The 19,150-nt window shown below is 56.1% G+C and carries 14 protein-coding genes, 1 tRNA gene and 1 pseudogene; 11 read left to right on the top strand and 5 right to left on the bottom strand.

Going from position 1 to position 19,150, the window contains the following annotated elements; translation table 11 throughout:
• The first annotated feature begins 137 nt into the window (after positions 1 to 137).
• The 8 genes from RDK48_RS09765 to RDK48_RS09730 all read left to right on the top strand — a co-directional run bounded on the left by RDK48_RS09765 (position 138) and on the right by RDK48_RS09730 (position 8,873).
• Positions 138 to 1,325, top strand: coding sequence for a glycosyltransferase family 2 protein (locus tag RDK48_RS09765; RefSeq protein ID WP_298993684.1), 1,188 nt, complete (start codon positions 138 to 140; stop codon positions 1,323 to 1,325).
• Positions 1,326 to 1,585: 260 nt separating this feature from the next.
• A complete protein-coding gene (locus RDK48_RS09760; protein WP_298993686.1) occupies positions 1,586 to 2,776 on the top strand; it encodes an ABC transporter permease in 1,191 nt (396 codons plus the stop codon).
• Positions 2,777 to 2,837: 61 nt separating this feature from the next.
• Positions 2,838 to 4,823 carry a glycosyltransferase gene (locus RDK48_RS09755; protein ID WP_298993689.1) on the top strand — a complete coding sequence of 662 codons (1,986 nt, stop codon included), beginning with the start codon at positions 2,838 to 2,840 and terminating at the stop codon, positions 4,821 to 4,823.
• Between the two features lie 19 nt (positions 4,824 to 4,842).
• A complete protein-coding gene (rfaE1, locus tag RDK48_RS09750) occupies positions 4,843 to 6,300 on the top strand; it encodes a D-glycero-beta-D-manno-heptose-7-phosphate kinase (RefSeq protein ID WP_298993691.1) in 1,458 nt (485 codons plus the stop codon).
• Positions 6,301 to 6,325: 25 nt separating this feature from the next.
• Entirely contained in the window at positions 6,326 to 7,324 is a 999-nt protein-coding gene (locus RDK48_RS09745; protein ID WP_298993694.1) for a glucokinase, read from the top strand.
• A 293-nt stretch (positions 7,325 to 7,617) separates the two neighbouring features.
• Positions 7,618 to 8,025 (top strand): Fur family transcriptional regulator, encoded by a 408-nt coding sequence (locus RDK48_RS09740; protein WP_022659167.1) that lies wholly within the window; start codon positions 7,618 to 7,620, stop codon positions 8,023 to 8,025.
• Positions 8,026 to 8,129: 104 nt separating this feature from the next.
• The gene (locus RDK48_RS09735) at positions 8,130 to 8,669 is read left to right on the top strand and encodes a bacterioferritin (protein ID WP_298993697.1); all 540 of its coding nucleotides are present in this window, start codon (positions 8,130 to 8,132) and stop codon (positions 8,667 to 8,669) included.
• 15 nt (positions 8,670 to 8,684) lie between these two features.
• Positions 8,685 to 8,873, top strand: coding sequence for a rubredoxin (locus RDK48_RS09730; RefSeq protein ID WP_298993699.1), 189 nt, complete (start codon positions 8,685 to 8,687; stop codon positions 8,871 to 8,873).
• 129 nt (positions 8,874 to 9,002) lie between these two features.
• Here the strand turns inward: RDK48_RS09730 and RDK48_RS09725 are convergent, their stop codons facing one another.
• The 5 genes from RDK48_RS09725 to RDK48_RS09705 all read right to left on the bottom strand — a co-directional run bounded on the left by RDK48_RS09725 (position 9,003) and on the right by RDK48_RS09705 (position 15,640).
• Complete coding sequence (locus tag RDK48_RS09725; RefSeq protein WP_298993701.1) at positions 9,003 to 9,854, bottom strand: PhzF family phenazine biosynthesis protein; 852 nt, start codon at positions 9,852 to 9,854, stop codon at positions 9,003 to 9,005.
• Positions 9,855 to 9,982: 128 nt separating this feature from the next.
• The gene (gene ybaK / locus RDK48_RS09720) at positions 9,983 to 10,471 is read right to left on the bottom strand and encodes a Cys-tRNA(Pro) deacylase (RefSeq protein WP_298993704.1); all 489 of its coding nucleotides are present in this window, start codon (positions 10,469 to 10,471) and stop codon (positions 9,983 to 9,985) included.
• Between the two features lie 15 nt (positions 10,472 to 10,486).
• Positions 10,487 to 12,544 carry an ATP-binding protein gene (locus RDK48_RS09715; RefSeq protein ID WP_298993706.1) on the bottom strand — a complete coding sequence of 686 codons (2,058 nt, stop codon included), beginning with the start codon at positions 12,542 to 12,544 and terminating at the stop codon, positions 10,487 to 10,489.
• Positions 12,545 to 12,683: 139 nt separating this feature from the next.
• Entirely contained in the window at positions 12,684 to 14,258 is a 1,575-nt protein-coding gene (locus RDK48_RS09710) for a dephospho-CoA kinase (RefSeq protein ID WP_298993710.1), read from the bottom strand.
• Complete coding sequence (locus RDK48_RS09705; protein WP_298993712.1) at positions 14,255 to 15,640, bottom strand: NlpC/P60 family N-terminal domain-containing protein; 1,386 nt, start codon at positions 15,638 to 15,640, stop codon at positions 14,255 to 14,257. The genes RDK48_RS09710 and RDK48_RS09705 overlap by 4 nt, the downstream gene beginning before the upstream one ends.
• Before the next feature lie 150 nt (positions 15,641 to 15,790).
• Between RDK48_RS09705 and RDK48_RS09700 the strand changes: the two genes are divergently transcribed.
• From RDK48_RS09700 to RDK48_RS09690, 3 genes and pseudogenes are all read left to right on the top strand, one after another.
• Positions 15,791 to 15,866 (top strand) — tRNA-Glu (locus tag RDK48_RS09700).
• 593 nt (positions 15,867 to 16,459) lie between these two features.
• Positions 16,460 to 17,604 (top strand): annotated as a pseudogene (locus RDK48_RS09695) (IS3 family transposase).
• Between the two features lie 432 nt (positions 17,605 to 18,036).
• Positions 18,037 to 19,146: a DegT/DnrJ/EryC1/StrS aminotransferase family protein gene (locus RDK48_RS09690; protein WP_298995853.1), complete on the top strand. Its 1,110-nt coding sequence runs from the start codon at positions 18,037 to 18,039 to the stop codon at positions 19,144 to 19,146.
• Positions 19,147 to 19,150: the final 4 nt, after the last annotated feature.

Genomic DNA, 19,150 nt, shown 5'->3' with positions numbered 1-19,150 from the left:
TTGCGCTGCGGGCAGGGCGTTATTGCGCCCTGCTCCGGCATGGCTTGCCTGGCATGCGTTTATAGCAAGCGCTGCAAAGGATCCATGTCCTTGCTGCCGATTGCTGATCCATCCAACAATAACATGAAGGAGTGCCTATGTTCTGGATATGGTTTTTGCTGGCCACCTCCCAATGCGCTCTGTTGTATATTCTGGCACGCAGGGGCGAAAGCATGCCCCGCCGTATTGAGGAAGAAGCCGAGGCCAACCGTGCCATACCTGAAGACAAATGGCCCTCGGTGGGCATGATAGTGCCCGTGGCCGGGCGCGACCCGCGTATGGAAGGCGCGTTGCGCAGCCTTTTGACCCAGGATTACCCCCGTTTTGTCCCTGTGCTCGTAACAGCGGAAGAAAATGAACCCGCCGCCGAGCTTGTGGGCAGACTCAAGCAGGAGTTTCCCGCTCTGCGCCATGTGGTGGCAGGCACCGCCACGGGTTGCGGGCAAAAAAACCATAACAGCCTGCAGGGTATTGCCGCTCTGGGCGATGAAGTGGACGTCTATGTGTTCTGCGACAGCACCCACATGGCGGAACCAGATTTTCTGCGGCATCTGGCAGCGCCCATGGCCAGGGGCGAGGCTTCGTTCAGCACCGGCTACCATGTGGTGGAACCGCGCGATGATCAGCCCGTAACACTGGCCTATACGCTGTGCGTCATGCTTATGCGCTATCTGCAAGCCATGTCTGCCTTTACCCAGTTGTGGGGCGGCGCTATGGCCATGACCCGCGCGGCCTACGTAAAATACGGCGTTGCGCAGTTGTGGCTTGAAAACGTGGTGGACGACTGCTCGCTCACGGCCCTGCTTCAGGTGCGCGGCGCCAAGGTGCGGCTTTGCCCTGGCGCTTTGCTGCACACCGATGCCGTTAACCACTCCACGCCAGTCTGGCGGGCCTGGATGGACAGACAGGTGCTCTTTCTCAAGTTTTGCATGCCCGGCCAGTGGAAGCTGCTGGGCCTGATGTGTGTTATGATGGCCCTGCCCATGGTCTGCGCGGCCCTGGCCTTTCTGGGCTGGATTGTGAACGTGGGCAGCGGCGCCGGCGTGTTGCTTGGCTTGTTCTGGCTGGCGGCGATGGTGAGCGCGCTGCATCTGTGGCGTGGCCTGCTTGCCAAGCCCGTGCCGCTGTGGCGCTGGTGCCTGGCCTTTGCGGACGCCGTTCGCATGTTCACCTCTGTTTACTGGCAGAGCATAAAGTCGTGGGATATTGTCTGGCACGGCATGCGGTATGAAGTCGGCAAGGGCGGGGTAGTGTTGCGCTCTGAACACAGTCAGGGAACAAAATAGCAATGTTGAAACCACTCCTGATGGAGGCGTGGTTTGACAGTGTCTTTCTCTTTTGCGCATGCGGCCCGTGACAGGGGATGAAAATAGAGGCTTTGACATACACCCATGGTGGCGTGTACTGTCTTTTGCCCTTTTGTCACGGGCTGAATGCAATCTATCTGTATGCAGCCCGACAGCAGGATGCGGCAATGGCGTTGCGCATGTGCGCGGCATAAGCCACGGCTTTTTTTATCGTTTTTTGTCAGAGTAGTGATTGCGCCATGATTGCAATGTCAGACCTTATTCGCGTCAGCCTCAGACAGGTTGTGCGCCAGCGCGGCTTCGGGGTGATGCTTTCCATCGCCCTTGGCATCACGGCGTTTATCGTCCTGGCGGTACTTGGCCGCGAAATTCGGTACAAGGTTGGGCAAGATATGGTGCTCATGGGTGGCGTCAACGTCATCCAGGTATACATGGATGACGCCCAGTACCCCGGCCAGCCAGACCGCGAGTTTTATCCTGAAACTGTGGAAGCCCTCTCCCAGTTGCCCGGCGTCAGCCTGGTGAGCAGAAACCTGCGCGATAATAAAACTTTCCCAATACGCGGCACCGGCGAACGCACGCTGAATGTGGATTTTATCGGCATCGACCAGTATTTCGCCGAGGTCTACTCCATTGATCTGGTGGCCGGGCGGCTGCTCAATCAGGAAGATGTGGACTCTCACAGGCGCGTATGCCTGCTTGGCAGGGATGCGGCCAGAAATTTATTTGGCGGTTCGGAAGAAGCTATCGGCAAGCTGCTCTTTCTGGAACAGGATGTTTTTGAAGTGGTAGGCGTTGTCAGCGGCGTTATGCTCGGCAGCTGGAGCCAGGGCGGCTTTTTGCCCTATACCACCATGGCCGACCGCAACTGGGGCCGGGGCAAGGTGCGCAGGCTCTTTATCCGCGCCATCGGGTGGGAAGACGTGCCGCCGCTTGTCAAAATTATTCCTCAGATGGTGCGCGAGCATCAGTCCGCTCCCTATATTGTGGTGCAGACGCAGGAAGATCAGCTCAAACGCATCAAAACCACCTTTATGTGGGTTGAGGCTCTGCTGTGGCTTGGTATTGCCGCATCGCTCATGCTGGGTGGTTTCGGCATCTGGTATGGCACATTTGCCGCAGTTCGGGCCAGAACCCGCGAAGTGGGCCTTAAAAAGGCCATGGGCGGCTCGGATATAGACATCCTGGCGCAATTCCTGGCCGAGGCTCTTTGTAAATCTGTTGCTGGCGGCATGCTTGGCATTTTTATTGGCTGCGCGCTGGTCGAGATCGGTTCCTTATCGCTTGGAACGGGCGTTTCGTATTCACTGTTGTTTTTCAGCAGTGTGGGAAGCATCGTTTTTTCTGCCGTTATTGGCATAGCTGGCGGTTTGTTCCCTGCCATGCAGGCAAGCCGTATGGACGTGGTAACCGCTCTGCGATTCGAATAGCACACAATGCGCGGGTTAGCCCGCGTTGTTGCGGCTCTGCCGCACATGCACAAGGTGGATCATGGCACCCGTTATAGTCGCCAAAGATTTATATAAATGCTACGCTGGTTTTACACCGGTGCTGCGCGGCGTGAATTTTGAGGTAGTTCCTGGCGAGATGGTGGCCATCATGGGGCCTTCGGGCTGCGGCAAATCCACCATGTTGCACGTGCTGGGCATGCTGCACGCGCCCGATTCCGGCTCTTTGCAAATTCTTGGCAAGGATGTGCTGACGCTTGACCGTGAGCAGACTGCCAGTTTCCGCCGTGGCACCATGGGCTTTGTCATGCAGTCGAGCAACCTTTTTGACCACTCGACTGTGTTTGAAAATGTTGAATTCCCCCTGATATTTGAGAAGATTCCGCCGGAAGAACGCTGGGAGCGGGTTATCCGCGCCCTTGAACTCGTGCGCCTTTCTGCGCGTGTGCACTACCGCAGCAATCGCCTTTCGGGCGGCGAGCAGCAGCGTGTGGCCATTGCCCGCGCCATGGTCAACAATCCGCGCATCCTGCTGGCTGACGAACCCACGGGCGCGCTGGACGCTAAAACCAGCCGTCTTATCATGGATAATTTCCGTTCGCTCTGCCATACGGGCGGCGTTTCCATGGTTATGGTTACGCATGACCCCAAGATGGCCGAATTTTGCGACAGCATCTATACCCTTGAAGACGGCATTCTGCACTGCCGCCAGCGCAACCTGCCGCAGATGCCCGACACCATTTCGCACAATCTGCTCCAGGGGGTTGCCCCTGTGGTGCGCGGCGCCATGGTTGCCGAGAGCTTTCCCGAGGCTTCCGGTCAGTGCCTGATGGATGAGGCCCACCGTATGCACGCGGCGGGCCTGCTTACCCGTATTTACGCCATCCGCGATAACGGATTTCTGGGCAATCCTGAGGGCTATGCCCTGCCGCTGGCTGTGCGGCGCATTGGCGCGCTGCGTGTGCTTGCGGCCTGCCTGGGTATGCTCAGGCTCATGCGCGGTTCTTCTTCTCAGTTGTGGACGCTTTGGCGTAAACTGCCGGGGCGTGGCCGCTGGGGCAGCCGCTGGTGGGATCACCTGCGCGCATTTTGCGCCGGGGCCATGCTGGCGCGTTGGGGCCAGGAAGAAAAAATCGAATTTTTCTACGCAGCAGGAGCCCACGGCCCGGCAACGGCCAGCTGGGTTGCCTCGCGCCTTTTGCATGTGCCGTATGCCTTTGCCGTGCGCGCTCAGGATATGACTGAGCCCGGCCTCAACTGGGCCGCCAAGGGTGCGGATGCCGATTTTGTGCGCTGCGATACAGAAGCCACGCGCGATGCCATGCTGCAATTGCTGCCCGAGCTGAAAGATAAACTGCTCGTGTTGCGCGATCCCCTTACGCTCACGCCGCCGGAGGATCAGGAAGAGCAGATGCCCGCACCCGCCGGAGCCGATGCCGCCAATGATGCGGATAAAGCTGCGGATTTCAACCTGCTGGCTGTGGGCACCATTGCGCGCCGCAAGGGATACGATCTGCTGCTTCGGGCATGCCGCCTGCTGGCCGACAGAAATGTGAATTTTTCGCTGACCTTTGTGGGCCAGGGGTCGGAAAAGCTGTGTTTGCGCTGGCTTGTCTGGCGGCTTGGGCTTCGTGGTTCGGTGCAGTTTGCCGGGCAGATTCCCCATGAAAACATGGCGGATATGTACAACCGGGCGGATGTTTTTGTGGCTCCTGGCCGCAAGACCACCGGCGGAGATGCCGACGGTGTGCCTTCGGCGCTGGTGGAAGCCCTGGCCTTTGGCCTTGCGGTTGTTGCCAGCGATCTGCCGGGCCATGCGGAAGCCATTACGGACGGCGGCAATGGACGTCTTGTGCCGCAAGACAACGTGGGCGCGCTGGCGGACGTTCTGGAAGCACTTGCCTCCCGTCCCGAGGAGCGCAAACGCCTTGGCGATGCCGCCCGCAAGTCGGTAGTCACCCTTGTGGATACAGACCGCACCGAAGCCCGCCTGACCGAGCTGATCAAAAAAGCCTGCGGCAAGGCCTGAACCACGCCGGGAGAGCGTCATGAATTTTGACGGAGTACGCATACTGGTTGTGGGCGATGTGATGCTTGACCATTACATTGCAGGACAGGTCAAGAGGATTTCTCCCGAGGCTCCGGTGCCCGTGGTGTCTGCGGCAAAACGCTGGTCTGTGCCGGGCGGTGCTGCCAACGTGGCGCGCAACCTTGTGCGCCTTGGCGTTGATGTGGCAGTGGCTGGCGTAGTGGGGCAGGATGCCGCAGCCAGCGACCTGCGCGCGGCGCTCGCGGCTGAGGGAATTGCAGACGGGCTGTCCGTTTCGCCCAGCCGCCGCACGACCTGCAAGACGCGCGTTCTTGCGCAGGGGCAGCAATTGCTGCGCCTTGACGAGGAAGTAAGCGCCCCTCTTGGCGCCGATGAAGCCGAGGCTCTGAAGAATCAGGTTCTTTCCCTGTTGCCGGGGCGGCATGCGGTTATTCTGTCCGACTACGCCAAGGGCGTGTTGCTTGAATCGGCCAGCGGCTGCAATTTGTGCCAGATAATCATTGAAGAAGCCCGCCGCCTTGGCATCGCCGTGCTGGTTGATCCCAAGGGCAGCGACTGGCGGCGCTATGCCGGAGCGCACTGCGTTACCCCCAATGCCGGAGAATTTGACGCAGCCTGCGGGCTGGACGCTGGCGTAACACTCAGCAGACCCCGGCGCGAAACCCTTGCCGGGGAGCTGCGCTCCCGCTACGGCATTGAACGCCTGCTCATTACGCGGGGGCCAAAGGGCATGGCCCTGTTTACTCCTGACGAAGCACCTGTTTACTGCCGCGCCGCCGTGCGCGAAGTGGCCGATGTTTCCGGCGCGGGCGATACCGCCATTGCCACTCTGGCAGCATGCGTGGGCAAAGGCCTGCCCTGGGCCGAAAGCATGCACCTTGCCAATGCGGCGGCAGGGGTCGCCGTGGGCAAAATGGGCACTGCGCCCGTGTCTATTGCAGAACTTAACGAGGCGCTGCGTGAGCAGGCCGACAATCCCAAGCTTTTTAGCGTTCAGAATCTTGTTGAAAAAATTGAAGAATGGCGCAGAAAAAACGAAACTGTGGTTTTTACCAACGGTTGCTTTGACCTGCTGCACCCTGGTCACATTTCCCTTATCCGGCAGAGCGCCGCTCAGGGCGACCACCTGATTGTGGGACTCAACAGTGATGCCTCCGTGCGCCGCCTTAAGGGGCCGACCCGTCCTATTCAGAACGAAAACAGCCGCGCTCTGCTGCTGGCTGCTCTGTCAGATGTGGACGCCATTGTGCTTTTTGACGAAGATACCCCGTTTGAACTCATCTCGGCCCTGCGGCCCGATGTGCTCGTAAAAGGCAGCGACTATACCATTGACAATGTGGTCGGGGCCGATGTCGTGCAACAGGGGGGCGGCAGGGTCTATCTTGCCCGCCTGGTAGACGGTTGCAGCACCACGGGCATCGTGCGCAAAATTGATAATCAGAGGGATGTCAGCTAGCCTCGCAGCCGGAGCTAGGGCCTACATGCAACGCATTTTCGCAGCAGATATAGGTGGAACCAACGCAAGATTCGCCCTGTTTACTGCGCATGAGGGTAACCTCACGCTCACGTCTGCGGTGTGGGCAAAATCGGCTGATCTGGGCAATACCCAGGATGTGCTGCAAGCCATGCAGCAGCTCTTGAAATCTCCATTTTCTGCGGGTGATTCTCTCGTTATTGCCCTTGCCGGGCCTGTGAAGGGCCTGCGCGGCAAACTCACCAACGGGCAGTTGCGGGTAGACCTTGATGGGGTGTCGCAGCGGTACAATCTGGCCTGCTGCCTGCTGCTCAACGATTTCAGCGCGCAAGCCTTTGCCACGTTGACGCCCAGCGGCACAACGGCCGCAGTTGTGCGCAACAGCACACGATCCATTGACGAATCCAGAGATACTAGGGCCGTGCTTGGCGCTGGCACTGGCCTTGGCGCTGCCATGCTGGTGCGCTCGGGCCAACATGACTCTGCCGGAAGCTGGCTGGCCGTGCCCTCGGAGGCCGGGCATGCGGCCTTTGCATTTGTGGGGCCGGAAGAGCAGGCCTATCAGGCCTTTTTGGCGCGCGAGCTGGGACGCGATTATCCCACGGCGGAAAATGTGCTTTCCGGCGAGGGCATCTCCGTGCTGCACTACTATCTTTCCGGCCAGTTTTTTTATCCCCCTGCCGTGGGCGCCGAGGCCCTGTCGCACGAAACGCCCACGTTATTGTGGTATGCCAGATTTTGGGGCCGTTTTTGCCGCCAGTGGATACTGACCACCATCTGCCGTGGCGGATTGTGGATTGCTGGCGGCATTGCCGCCAAAAATTCCCTGTGCGTGACGCATCCGGCCTTTCTGCAAGAGCTTGGTCTGGTGCCCGATATCGGCGGCATTGCGGCCTCTGTTCCCATTTATCTCATCACCGATGGCAACAGTGGCCTGTGGGGTGCGGCCTGCGCGGCTGCGGAGCATTTGTCCTGCTGTGTTCCCTGTGCTGAAAAAAACGGCTAGGTAATCATACCCCTGCGGACTGATGCAATTTGGGGTTACGCCTTGACGCTTTTCTGAAAGTTATTTATTTACCCGCACTGCGATGGTATGTTTTTTATGCGCCTTGTGGGCGCACGCGCTCTAGCTGAACTGGAGCAGCCGCAAGGCCTTTTTTTTCAGCATGGGAACCATATTTCCGATAAGCAGCCATTGCGCACTGTTTTTCGCCAGGCAGAAGTCTTAGTCTTTTGGTTGAGTTTGGGCTTGACAGTATTCCGCGATAACAGTAATTTTTAGCAACACTGGAGGCTGGCATGGCTCAAACACAAACACGAATGACCCGGCAGCGGGCAGTTATTTTGGAAGAACTGCGCAAGCTCAAGAGCCATCCTACTGCGGATGAGCTGTACAGCATTGTGCGCGAGCGTTTGCCCCGAATAAGCCTGGGTACTGTGTACCGGAATCTGGATTTTCTGGCAGACAGCGGCGAGATCCGCCGTCTTGAAGCTGCTGGATCAACCAAACGTTTTGACGGTGATATATCAAACCATCAGCATGTTCGCTGCATTTATTGCGGCCGGGTTGGCGATGTTGAAGACGTCAAGCAGGCCCCCACAGTTGAAGGCATGCAGGCAATGGGATTTGCGAGTATTTTGAGTTCGCGGGTGGAATACGACGGCGTGTGCGAAACCTGCGCGAGATCACTTGAAATAACCCAGTAACTATTGTCCGAAAGTTTTTCCCTGTACGCGGCTGCTTGTGAGATTTTGCTATTCGTATTATACAAATAGCATCTTGAACCTGTTATAACCAAGGAGCTTGCGTCATGGCTGAAAACAGGGAAAGCCGGAAGGCTAAAGTCATAGAAGTACTGAACAAGGCGCGCGCCATGGAGCTGTTCGCCATCCATCAGTATATGAACCAGCACTACAATCTGGATGATATGGATTATGGCGAGCTTGCTGCCAACATGAAGCTTATCGCCATTGACGAAATGCGCCATGCCGAAAATTTTGCCGAACGCATCAAGGAACTGGGCGGCGAGCCCACTACCCAGAAAGAAGGCAAGATTGTAAGCGGGCAGGAAGTGACTGCTATCTATGAGGCTGACGCCAATCAGGAAGAAGCCACCATCGAAGCTTACAGCAGTTTTCTTGCCATCTGTAAGGATGCGGGCGACATTGTTTCTGCACGTCTTTTTGAACGGATCATTGACGAGGAACAGGCCCACCTGACCTATTACGATAATATTGACGGGCATATCAAAAAACTTGGCGACACCTACCTTGCCAAGATTGCCGGTACGCCATCCACAACTGGCCCTGCCAGCAAGGGCTTTGTGACCGCAACGCCCGCAGCGGGCTAACAGGCGGGGCAGAGTATGGCTGAATCCAAGGATATGTGGCGGTGCCAGATGGTCAATTGCGGCTACGTTTACGACCCCGACCGGGGCGACAAACGCCACAAAATACCGGCTGGAACCCGTTTTGAAGACCTGCCTGAAGATTGGAAATGCCCTGTATGCGGGGCAACAAAAAAGAGCTTTCGCCCTTTGAGTGACGAAGGTTAAGCCAAGAATCCAACACCCTTGCGGTGAGTTTTGAAAAGACCCGTTTCCTCGTCCTGCCAATGGCAGACAAGGAGACGGGTCTTTGTTTTTTTGCGCTGTTTTTTGAGAGTTTTTGAGCGGGATGGGGTTTTACATGCCCTGAAGACATTCCCCGCGCACGAGCAGCCGAACCTGACCGTTCACCAGCATGTTGCCGCTGGCTTTGTCCCTGCGGATGCTGATTTCTGAGTCACGCCCCGCAAAGCGCCCCTGCCGGAGAAGTATTTCCTGCGAGGTAGAAAATCTACTGTGCTTGTACAGGTAGGCCCCTACCGGCCCAGCGGCACTGCCAGTGGCAATGTCCTCCACCATGCCCGCATTGTCCCAGGTTCTGCCTTCCACCGCGTTGACGTCAAAAACATACGCGAATTTTGCGCCGATCCGCGCAAGCCGCGATTCGTAATCTGCCACGACAATGCGGGCCTGCTCCAGGCCTGAGGCAAGGGGCACCAGCAGATAGGGCAGCCCAGTGGAAACTACTTCCAGGGGAAACCCGGCGGCAATATGGTGCGGTGTCAGATTCAGCGGCTGCAAATACGTTGTGTACTCTTCAGGCTCCGGGGTGCAGATGAATTCCGCTGGCCCCTGATCCATACAGCAGTCATATAAATCGCCCTGCGGTGCGCAGAAAACAGAAACCTGCTTGCTGTTCAGGTTGAACAGAACCGTGTTGGAGGCCTCCTGAAAAAATTCGTGCTGCACAACCGCAGCAGCGCCCAGAACGGGATGCCCGGCGAAATCCAGTTCTTCCTCAACCGTAAAGATGCGCGCGTCAAAAACGGCATCACTGCGTTGGACAAGGAATATTGTTTCAAACTGCCTGAACTCCCGGGCAATCTGCTGCATGACGGTTCGTTCCGGAAAGGCCTTGGCAATAAAAACAGTCAGACCGTTGCCGGTCATGGGCTCATTGCAAAACACATCTGCGTGGTAATACTGCATGGATGATCTCCTTGTCGGATGGGCAGATGGCTGAGCATGCGCTCCGTAAAGTATTGATGATACCCACGCGGCAGCTTGTGAGTGTCTGCCCCGGCGGGCGGGTTTTATGCGGGAAATACGGGGGGCTACTAAATGCGCGCCACTGGGGCGTATTGCCCTGCAACGGCGCGCAGCAGGTCATCCGGCTTGAGGCGCAGCTGAACGCCGCGCTGACCTGCGCTCACAAAGATGGTTTCAAGCAGGATGGCGTTTTCGTCCACAAAAACCGGATAGGCCTTCTTGGCCCCAAGGGGGGAGCAGCCGCCGCGCATATAACCGGTGAGGGGACGAACATCCTTGAGCGGAACCATTTCCACATGCTTGTTGCCAGATGCGGCGGCCAGCGCCTTGAGGTCAAGCTCCGCCGCAGCAGGGATGCAGGCCATGAGCACGCCTGTTTTGTCGCCCTTGGCTACCAGAGTTTTGAAAACGCAGGCAGGGTCAACGCCCAGATTGTGCGCCATGGTCACGGCTGACAGGTCATTTTCGTCCACGTCAGCAGTGTGCAGTTCGTAGGGAATGCCCAGGCCTTCAAGAATTCTGGCGGCATTGGTTTTGGAAACTTTTGCGGCAGCCATGATTTGTCAGGATGCTCAGTGGAGCTTGAGCCACTTGGCGAGTTTATTGCGCAGGGTAGCCATGCTGAAGGGCTTACCTATGTGATCGTTCATACCCGCGTTGATGATTTCAGCGATATTGTCAGGCAGGGTCGCGGCGGTGAGGGCAATGATGGGCAGGGCTTTTTGCTCGTCATTTTCCGGCAGCATGTTCCGCAGTTCGCGCGTGGCGGTCAGGCCGTCCATGACGGGCATGTTAACGTCCATCAGCACAATATCATATGGGGTTTCCATGGCCATGCGCAGGGCTTCCTTGCCGTTGGGCGCAACATCGCATTCAAAGCCCAGCTGGCGCAGCATGGCGCGCAATACTTCCACGTTGATTTCGTTGTCTTCCGCCACCAGAATGCTGCATTCTGCCGCTCCGTCCAGCGGCTCTGCCGTGGCGGCGGCCTGCTCCTGGGGGCAATAGATATTGCGGGCAGCTGTGCAGGGAATGCTCAGGTGGAAGGTGGAACCCTTGCCCAGTTCGCTCTCGCACCACAGTGCGCCGTGCATGAGCTCCGCAATGCGCTTGCAGATGCTCAGCCCAAGGCCGGTGCCGCCAAAGCGGCGGCTGATGCTCGCATTGGCCTGGGTATAGGGATCAAAAAGGTGCTGCTGGTATTCGCGGCTGATGCCCATGCCCGTATCGGCAATCCGGAAGTGCAGGCTGTCTTTGTCGCCAGAAAGCTCGCGGTCAATTCGCAGTGTTATGCGCCCTTCGGCGGTGAATTTGACGGCATTGTTCATGAGGTTGAGCAAAACCTGCTTGAGGCGCAGGCTGTCGCCCCAGAGCTTCAGCGGCACATCGTCGCCAAGTTTGCATTCATACTCAAGCCCCTTCTGTTCAATGGGAAAGCGCAGAGAGGTGTGTACGAATTCAAGCACGTCTTCCAGCGGATAGTTGGCGTCTTCCAGCACCATCTTGTTGGCTTCGATTTTGGAAAGATCCAGAATATCGTTGATGATGGCCAGCAGGTTGGTGGCGGAAGTGCGGATTTTTTGCAGATAGTTTTTCTGCTCATCGCTGGGATCGGATTGCAGGGCCAGATGGGTGAGGCCGATGATGCCGTTCATGGGCGTGCGGATTTCATGGCTCATGTGCGCCAGAAACTCGCTTTTGGCCTGCGAGGCCACCACGGCATCCTGTTTTTCGTGCTGGGTTTGCAGCAGGTCAGTCACATCGCGTGAAATGCTGAGGCGAACCGTTTTGTCGTTGTCCCACTTGATGGCTTTATCCACCACCGTATAGGTGCGCCTGGTGGTCTTGTTTTCATAAGTCCACTGATATGGCTCGCTGGAGGCGGCAATAATGGCATTGGTGCAAAAGGGGCAGGGCGTATCCCGCCCCATGAGCCTTTTATAGCAGATGTTTGACAGCGTACCGTCTTTGCGTGGATACGTTTCTTCAACACTATTGTTGACGAAAAGAATCTTGTACGTCTCCATATCCACAATACAGACAGGATCAGTGAATGCATCAAGAATGTCGTGTAGTTGCTTGTGCTTGCGCTGCAACTGCCCGTAAAGACGAAAATGGGTCAGAGTGATGGCAAGGATGCTGCCCAAAAGATGGCAAAGGCTGGAGTCCTCGATAGACCATTGCCCGCGATAACGGTGCCGCAAAAGGCAGATGCCGCCAAAAAGCTGGCCATCGTGGGCGATGGGCACGCAGATTGCCGATTTGATTCCACGGGAGAGAAACAGGGCTTTTTGTGGGCCCTCAGGCATGGCCGAGGTATCGGCAACGCACAGGCTTTTGCCCTCTTCAAACAGGCTCAGCACCGGCGACATGTCGTTGAGCGTTGCCGCCGGCATATCTGCCGTTGCACTGCGAATGCCCGACCGCCAGACCACAGGGGCAGACCACTGATCATCGTCAAATTCCACAAGAGACACCTGCTCACAGTGCAAGGATTCGCCAATGCTGGCCATGGCTGCTCTGAGAAAAGGCTCTTTGCTGACGTGCAGAAGGGCTGAACTTGATATTTCCAAGGCCAGCACCAGGGGATTGGCTAGATTGCCCTGATGCGGCTGTTGTGCGTCTGACATGTTTTGCTTCAACTGATGCTTTTGGTCTGAAAATTTAAAGATAGCCTATACGCGAATACTGCGAATTGTGTCAAGAAATGGCAAATTAGGTGAAAAACTCAGGGAACTTGAGTGGATAGACAGTATCTGACTGTAGTAGTTACTGCCACAGCCTCGCGAGGTGCAGCGCAAGGGCCTGTTCATCCTTCTGATCCTGAGTGCGCATGCTTGTCAAAAATTCCTGGGCCTGGGCGCATAAAGATTCCAGCGAACCCTCGTTATCCACAACGGTGTTGCAGGCGGCCATTTTGCGGTCTTGCGTCCATTGCCAGCCTTCAATAGTTTCCAGTTTGTCTTGCGACCAGCCGCGATTAGCCTCTACGCGCTGTGCGCGCAGGGGAATGGCGCAGCGCACCCCGACAACGTGCGGTTCAGGTGAAAAGCTGTTTTGCCAGCCTGTTTCAAAATACAGGGGCACCTCGGCCACGGCCAGCGGCACGCCCAGAGATTCCTGCTGTATCCAGAATGCTTCCAGCGCCTTGTGCGTCAGGCTGTGCACCATGTTTTCCACCTCGCGGCGCAGCACGGGGTTGGTGCGCATGGCCTCAAGCAGTGCGGTTTTATCCACGGCACCTGCTGGAGTAAGCAGGGCGCTACCGCCGATCTGCCCGATCCATTGCGCAGCCTCCCCTCGGGGGGCGTACAGGGCGGCAACCGTTGCATCGGCGCTGAACACAGGCACGGCCATATCGGCCAGGCATTGGGAAAAGGCAGATTTGCCGCTGCCGGGATTGCCCGTTACCACCACGCGGCGCATGCGGCGGCAGCCCTGAAGTGCTGCCATGAGCATGTCGTCCGGCGGAGGGCAGGCAAAATTCATAAGATTACCCGTGGCCGGGTGGATAAAGCTGATGCGCCATGCGTGCAGCATCTGGCGCGGGGCGAGGGCCTGCACGGCTTTGGGCGCATAAAGCCTGTCGCCAAGCAGGGGATGCCCAAGGTGGGTCATGTGCACGCGTATCTGATGCGTGCGCCCGGTATGGATGCGCACGGCAAGCAAGGAGAAGCGCTTGTCCGGAGCTGTCCACAGGGTTTTCCATTCCGTATGGGCTGCGCGCCCGCCGCGCGATTCTGCCACAACAGCCATCTTGACCTTGGCTGTGGGGTGGCGGCCAATAGGTTCGCGACATTCACCCGCTGCGGGCGGCCTGCCGCTCACAACAGCCAGATATTCCTTGTGTATTTTCCTCTGGGCAAAGGCCTCGCTGAGTGCGAGGCGATCCTGTTCTGTCAGGGCCACCAGCAGGATGCCGCTCGTGTCCTTGTCCAGCCGGTGCACTATGCCGGGACGCTGGCCTTCGATTCTGCCCAGTTGCGGAAAACGCCCCAGCAGGCGCTGCACCAGGGTCTGCTCCGGGCAGGAAGGGCAGGGGTGCACCGTAAGGCCCGCAGGCTTGTTGCACACCACCATGTGCTCGTCCTGCCAGAGCAGCTCGAGGTGTCCTTCCTCCGCCTGCAAGGTCGTGGAGGTCTCCGGCAGGCGCAACGTGATTGTCTGCCCGGCCCGCATTTTAGCATTTACGCGGGTTTCCGGCAGACCGTCCACCTGACAGTGCCCGGCCTGAACAGCTTTTTGCAACGCTGCCCGCGACATCTCGGGGGCAACCTGATGCAGTACGCGATCCAGTCGCTGGCCCGTATCCCCGGCTGTTGTTGTATGGCGCAGTTCTGTCACTGAAGGGTATCCGCCGGGGTGCTCAACGTGCGGAGCCTGTCGGCAAACGTCGTTGTACGGTAAAGGTTTTTCAGCTCAGCGCCGGGGGTGATGGAGGTGACAACGGCCCTGCCGATAACAAAGCGGCCATCAGTGTCGCTGCCCTCAACTGTACGCACGCCCCATACATTGTGGAAAATGGCGGGGCGGCCATTATACTTGCCCACATACAACATGATATGCCCGCGCATGCCCACAAGGCTGAGGAAGGGAACGCCGTTGCGCAGAATCTGTTCTTCTTTTTCCGCCGTCGTCATGCCTTCAAGCATGTTGACCGCGCCTGTGCGCGCTTGCGCCACAGAGTTGCGCGGCAGCCAGATGCCAAAGGGCGTGAACAGTTCGCGCGTGAGGGCAGAGCAATCCCTGTCGCCGAACATGCCGCCCCATCCGTAAGGCTGGCCGATCATGAAATTGCCCACCTTGGCCACATTGCCAGGGGTCATGCGCAGGGGCCACGGAACGGCGTCTGCTGTGGTAAGCGACACCGGGGCCAGTTGGGCCATGCCGTCCGCACCGCGTATGGGCACAAGCAGTTCGATTGCGGCCTGACCGCCGGAACCGGCGTCCGCAGGCGAAGAGTATCCGCCACGCATGGGCAGCAATGCACCGATGTTGGCTAGTATGGAACCTGCTGGCGTGACAAGGTTCACCCGGTCGCGCACCAGAGCCGCAAATGTGCTGTTGCGGTACATGTATCTGAATTCTGCGCTGACAGGGGCCAGATCTTCGTCCGCCACCCAGCCGCCCGCCACGGGGCATTCCACATAGTGCCAGCGACCATCACGGCTTGTGTGCGCGATAAGTACCGGTGTGCCCACGGGTAGCAGGGAATACTGAAAATAATCAAAGGGATTGGCCTTGGGATTTGGCGTGGGCTCGGAAAAACGCGCCTCATTGGTAGGCAGTTCGCGCAGGTTCGCGTTGCGCACGGTTATGGCTGCCTGGCTGCGCGAGGGGTAGGAACCCAGAGCCGCGTTGGCGCTCATGGCATCCCATTCCGACTGCGTCCAGCGCACATCGCCAATTTTGTAGCCGCGTGCCTTGTTGAACAGCACGGCCACATCACGCTTGCGGATGGAGGTCTTGGTCATTTCCCACGGGCCAAAGGTTATGCGCATAAACCTGGCCGCCTGATTGGCCTGCTCGGCAGGAGAAACAAGCAGTTTGTCTTCTCCGGCAGCCTTGGCGTACACATCCAGATTCTGCGGATAGCGCCGGAGGTCTTCCAGGGTTCCCATCCACGTGGGCATGTCGCCATCGCGCGTGGGAATAATCTTGCCGCCGCATGCGGTCAACAAGGCAAAACAGGCGATAAGCAGGGGAAGGTGAAGACGAGATTTCATGAGGGCTGCTCCTTCCTTCAAATTTGGGCCGCCGCCAGCGGCAGCTCCATACCTAGCACCTTAAACGCAGGTACGGCAACGGCTGATTTTATGCCCTGTGTATGAACTGCTTGACAAATAAGGCTTGAGAGCCTTATTTAACTCCTCGTTGTCACCATCGTCTATCCGGTTAGGACGGCGGCCTCTCAAGCCGTTAAGACGGGTTCAAATCCCGTTGGTGACGCCATGTTTCCGAGTGAGGCAATTTGACCGTGTGCTAATTTATGTGGCAATTGCCGTTTTATCGGGCGCGAAGGGTGTGATCTTCGCGCCCTTTTTTGTATGTAGCCCCCGCTAGTGGTTGGTATGACCCCCATCAGGTAGACAAAGCAAAAAAGCCCCACTAAGCTTAAATTTTGAAACCATGATGGGGGGCTTTTATGGCCAACGGTAAGAAGACTACATATTCACCTGCATTTAAGGAAGAAGCCGTAATGCTTTTACTTAAGGGTGGCCAAGATTAACTCTGGTGAATCGTTGGAAGATGGCCGTGGTAAAAGTAGCCATGCGGAACATCGTGGGCGACCCAAAACGAAGTTCTCGCCTGAAGAAGAACTCGCCTATGTAAAAGCAGAACGAGACTATTTAAAAAAGTTGTATCGCTCCCGATTCGAGCACGAATGGGGAACGCACCAAAAAGAGTTCTTTTCAAAATAATTGATGAGATGCGCATTTATTCATCTTTGAAAGCACTATTACACTTTTCTGGACTGTCCATTGACCCTCCCCCCGAGAAGTATGCCATTGAAAAGTTAGTGTTCCTGACATAGGAGCACAAGAATGAAACGTAGCAGATTCATCGAAGAGCAAATTATTGGGATTTTGCGGCAGGCTGAGGCTGGAGTTCGTGTCGTTGATCTGTGCCGTCAGCATGGCATCTCGGATGCGACCTTTTACAAATGGCGCAGCAAGTTCGGTGGAATGAACATCTCTGACGCAAAGCGGTTACGCCAGTTATAGGAAGAAAGCGCACGGCTGAAAAGACTTGTAGGCGAGCAGGCACTTGATATTGTCGTCCTGAAGGACGTGATCTCAAAAAAAATTTGAAGCCCGCAGCTAATAGGGCAGCCGTGCAGCACATTCAGGCGGGTCATGGCTACTCAGAGCGGCGGGCTTGCCGAGTGATTCAGTTTAACCGCTGCTCAGCCAGGCGATCACTATCTGAAGACCGTGTTCTTCTTTTACGGACGCGGATGCTGGAGCTGGCACAAGATCGGCGGCGTTTCGGTTCTCCGCGCCTGCATGAGTTATTGCGCCGGGGGGAAGGGCTGGCGCAGAACCACAAGCGGACAGAAAGGGGTTACCAGGAAGAAAACCTTTCGTTGCGTACCCGCAAACGCGTGAGGCGTCCAAGCCATGCCCGTATTGCCCAGGCTGGCCCTGATGGCCCAGATGAACAATGGGCGATGGATTTTGTAAGCGACTCCCTTATGGGTGGGCGACGCATCCCGATTTTGACAATTGCTGATCTGTGGGATCGTTCAAGCCCGGCGCTCGAAGTGGATATGTCGTTGTCTGGAGTCCGAGTTGTGCGAGTGCTTGAAAAACTACGCCTTCAAGAAAGGTTGCCGCAGTATATCAAGGTTGATAACGTACTACGGCCCAGAATTTAACGGTAAGGCCTTGGATGCAGGGGCTTTTGAGCATGGAGTACAGATAGAGTTCACTCGTCCGGGGAAGCCCACGGACAATGGGCACATTGAAAGCTTTAACGGGAAAATTCCGGGATGAGTGCTTAAATCAGAACGTGTTTCTGCCCCTGAACGATGCTCGCAGAACAGTCGAAGCCTGGCGGCAGGATTTACAACCAACGGCGACCGCACAGTTCCTTGGGCTGGCTGACACCGGAAGAATTTCGCGCAAAGAATATGACCTGCAACCCCTTGGGAATCACTAACTTACGAGTGGTATACGCAGTGGGGTAAGGTCACCTCCCAAGGCGTCAAGATGGAACAACCCATCAGAGTAATCGCTCTTGCTAGGTTGCGCAAAGGCGTGACACCCGTCGTGAGTTTATGGTGAAGCGCAGTGAATACGGCCTTACTTATTGAACCAATGGTAAAGCGAAGCTCTTTGCCAGGACTTCAATGCAAAGGTGCGCTATGCAGAAACGTCCCCACTCTGAGAAAGGACAGTCAACCTGCCGGTTGGGCATATCGTTATAATTGCTATAACTCCACGCATGGCAGGAAAACCCTCAGCTTTGAGGCTGAGGGATAATAGTCTGTTGACACTCTATACATACGTAGGCACCATTAGGAGAACGTTAAAAGAGTATCGACCATAGTATGCATCCTAAATTGTTGTAAATAATTTTTTTTAGAACACGTAACGCTCAGAGCGTATCAGGTCGTGTAATGGAAAAGTATCTGGAAGTTACACAGTCGCGCATGCCAGAAATGGAAACGTTTTTGCGGCAATGTGGCGAAATTTTTAAAACCAGGTGGCTCACCAATAACGGTTCTTGTGTCCGTGAATTGGAACAATCCCTGGGTGAATATCTTTCCCTGCCTAATGTTCTTTCTTGTAACAATGGCACAACTGCCCTCATGCTGGCCATTCATTGCGCCGGGCTGGCTCAAAAAAAAGTTGCACTTACTCCCTATACCTATGTAGCCACTCTTTCTGCTTTATTGTGGATGGGGTGCTCCCCTGTCTTTGTTGATGTGGATCCAGACACGTTATGTCTATCCCCCGATCTGTTGCGTCAACGGCTTCGCGATGAACCAGATATTGCTGGTGTACTTCCAGTTCACATTTATGGGCTTGCCTGCGATGTCGAACAGTTGGAAGAAATTTGTCGTGAACGGGGTGTTAAACTTATCTATGACGCAGCTCAGGCTTTTGGTTCCCGTTATAATGGCAGAAGCTTATTGGATTATGGTGACTATAGCATCTGCAGTTTTCATGCGACAAAGGTTTTTCATACTGCAGAAGGCGGCTGTGTCATTTGCCATTCAGACGAAGAGTTTAGAGCCTTGGCGCTGGCTCGGGCATTTGGGCACGTTGGTGACACTCATTATAGTCTGGGTATTAACGGCAAGCTGAGCGAGCTTCATGCAGCCGTTGGTCTAGCTCTCTTGCCGGGGACAGATGAAGAAATCCGAAAACGCAAAAATATCTATGCAATATATGATGAATCCCTTGAGGGACTTGATCTAGTGCGAATTGGCATTCAACAAGGGCTTGAGTGGAATAACGCTTATTATCCTATCTTGCTCCAAGATGAACAACATCGTTTGGCTGTCGAGCGGGCCCTGCAAAAACATGGTGTGCATCCGCGTCGGTATTTTTATCCAGCGCTTAACACGTTGCCGTATTTGGCTCCAGAATATAAAGCCTCTTGCCCTGTTGCAGAAAGTGCGGCACAAAGAGTTCTGTGTTTACCGATGTTTGGTGATTTGCTCGAAAATGAAATCATTAATATATCGAGAAGCATACGGGATGCTTTTCATAATGTTGTATAAATTG

This window comes from uncultured Desulfovibrio sp. (genome assembly GCF_902477725.1).
In the GTDB taxonomy this organism is placed as follows: Bacteria; Desulfobacterota; Desulfovibrionia; order Desulfovibrionales; family Desulfovibrionaceae; genus Desulfovibrio.
This window is presented reverse-complemented; position numbering and strand designations above follow the sequence as displayed.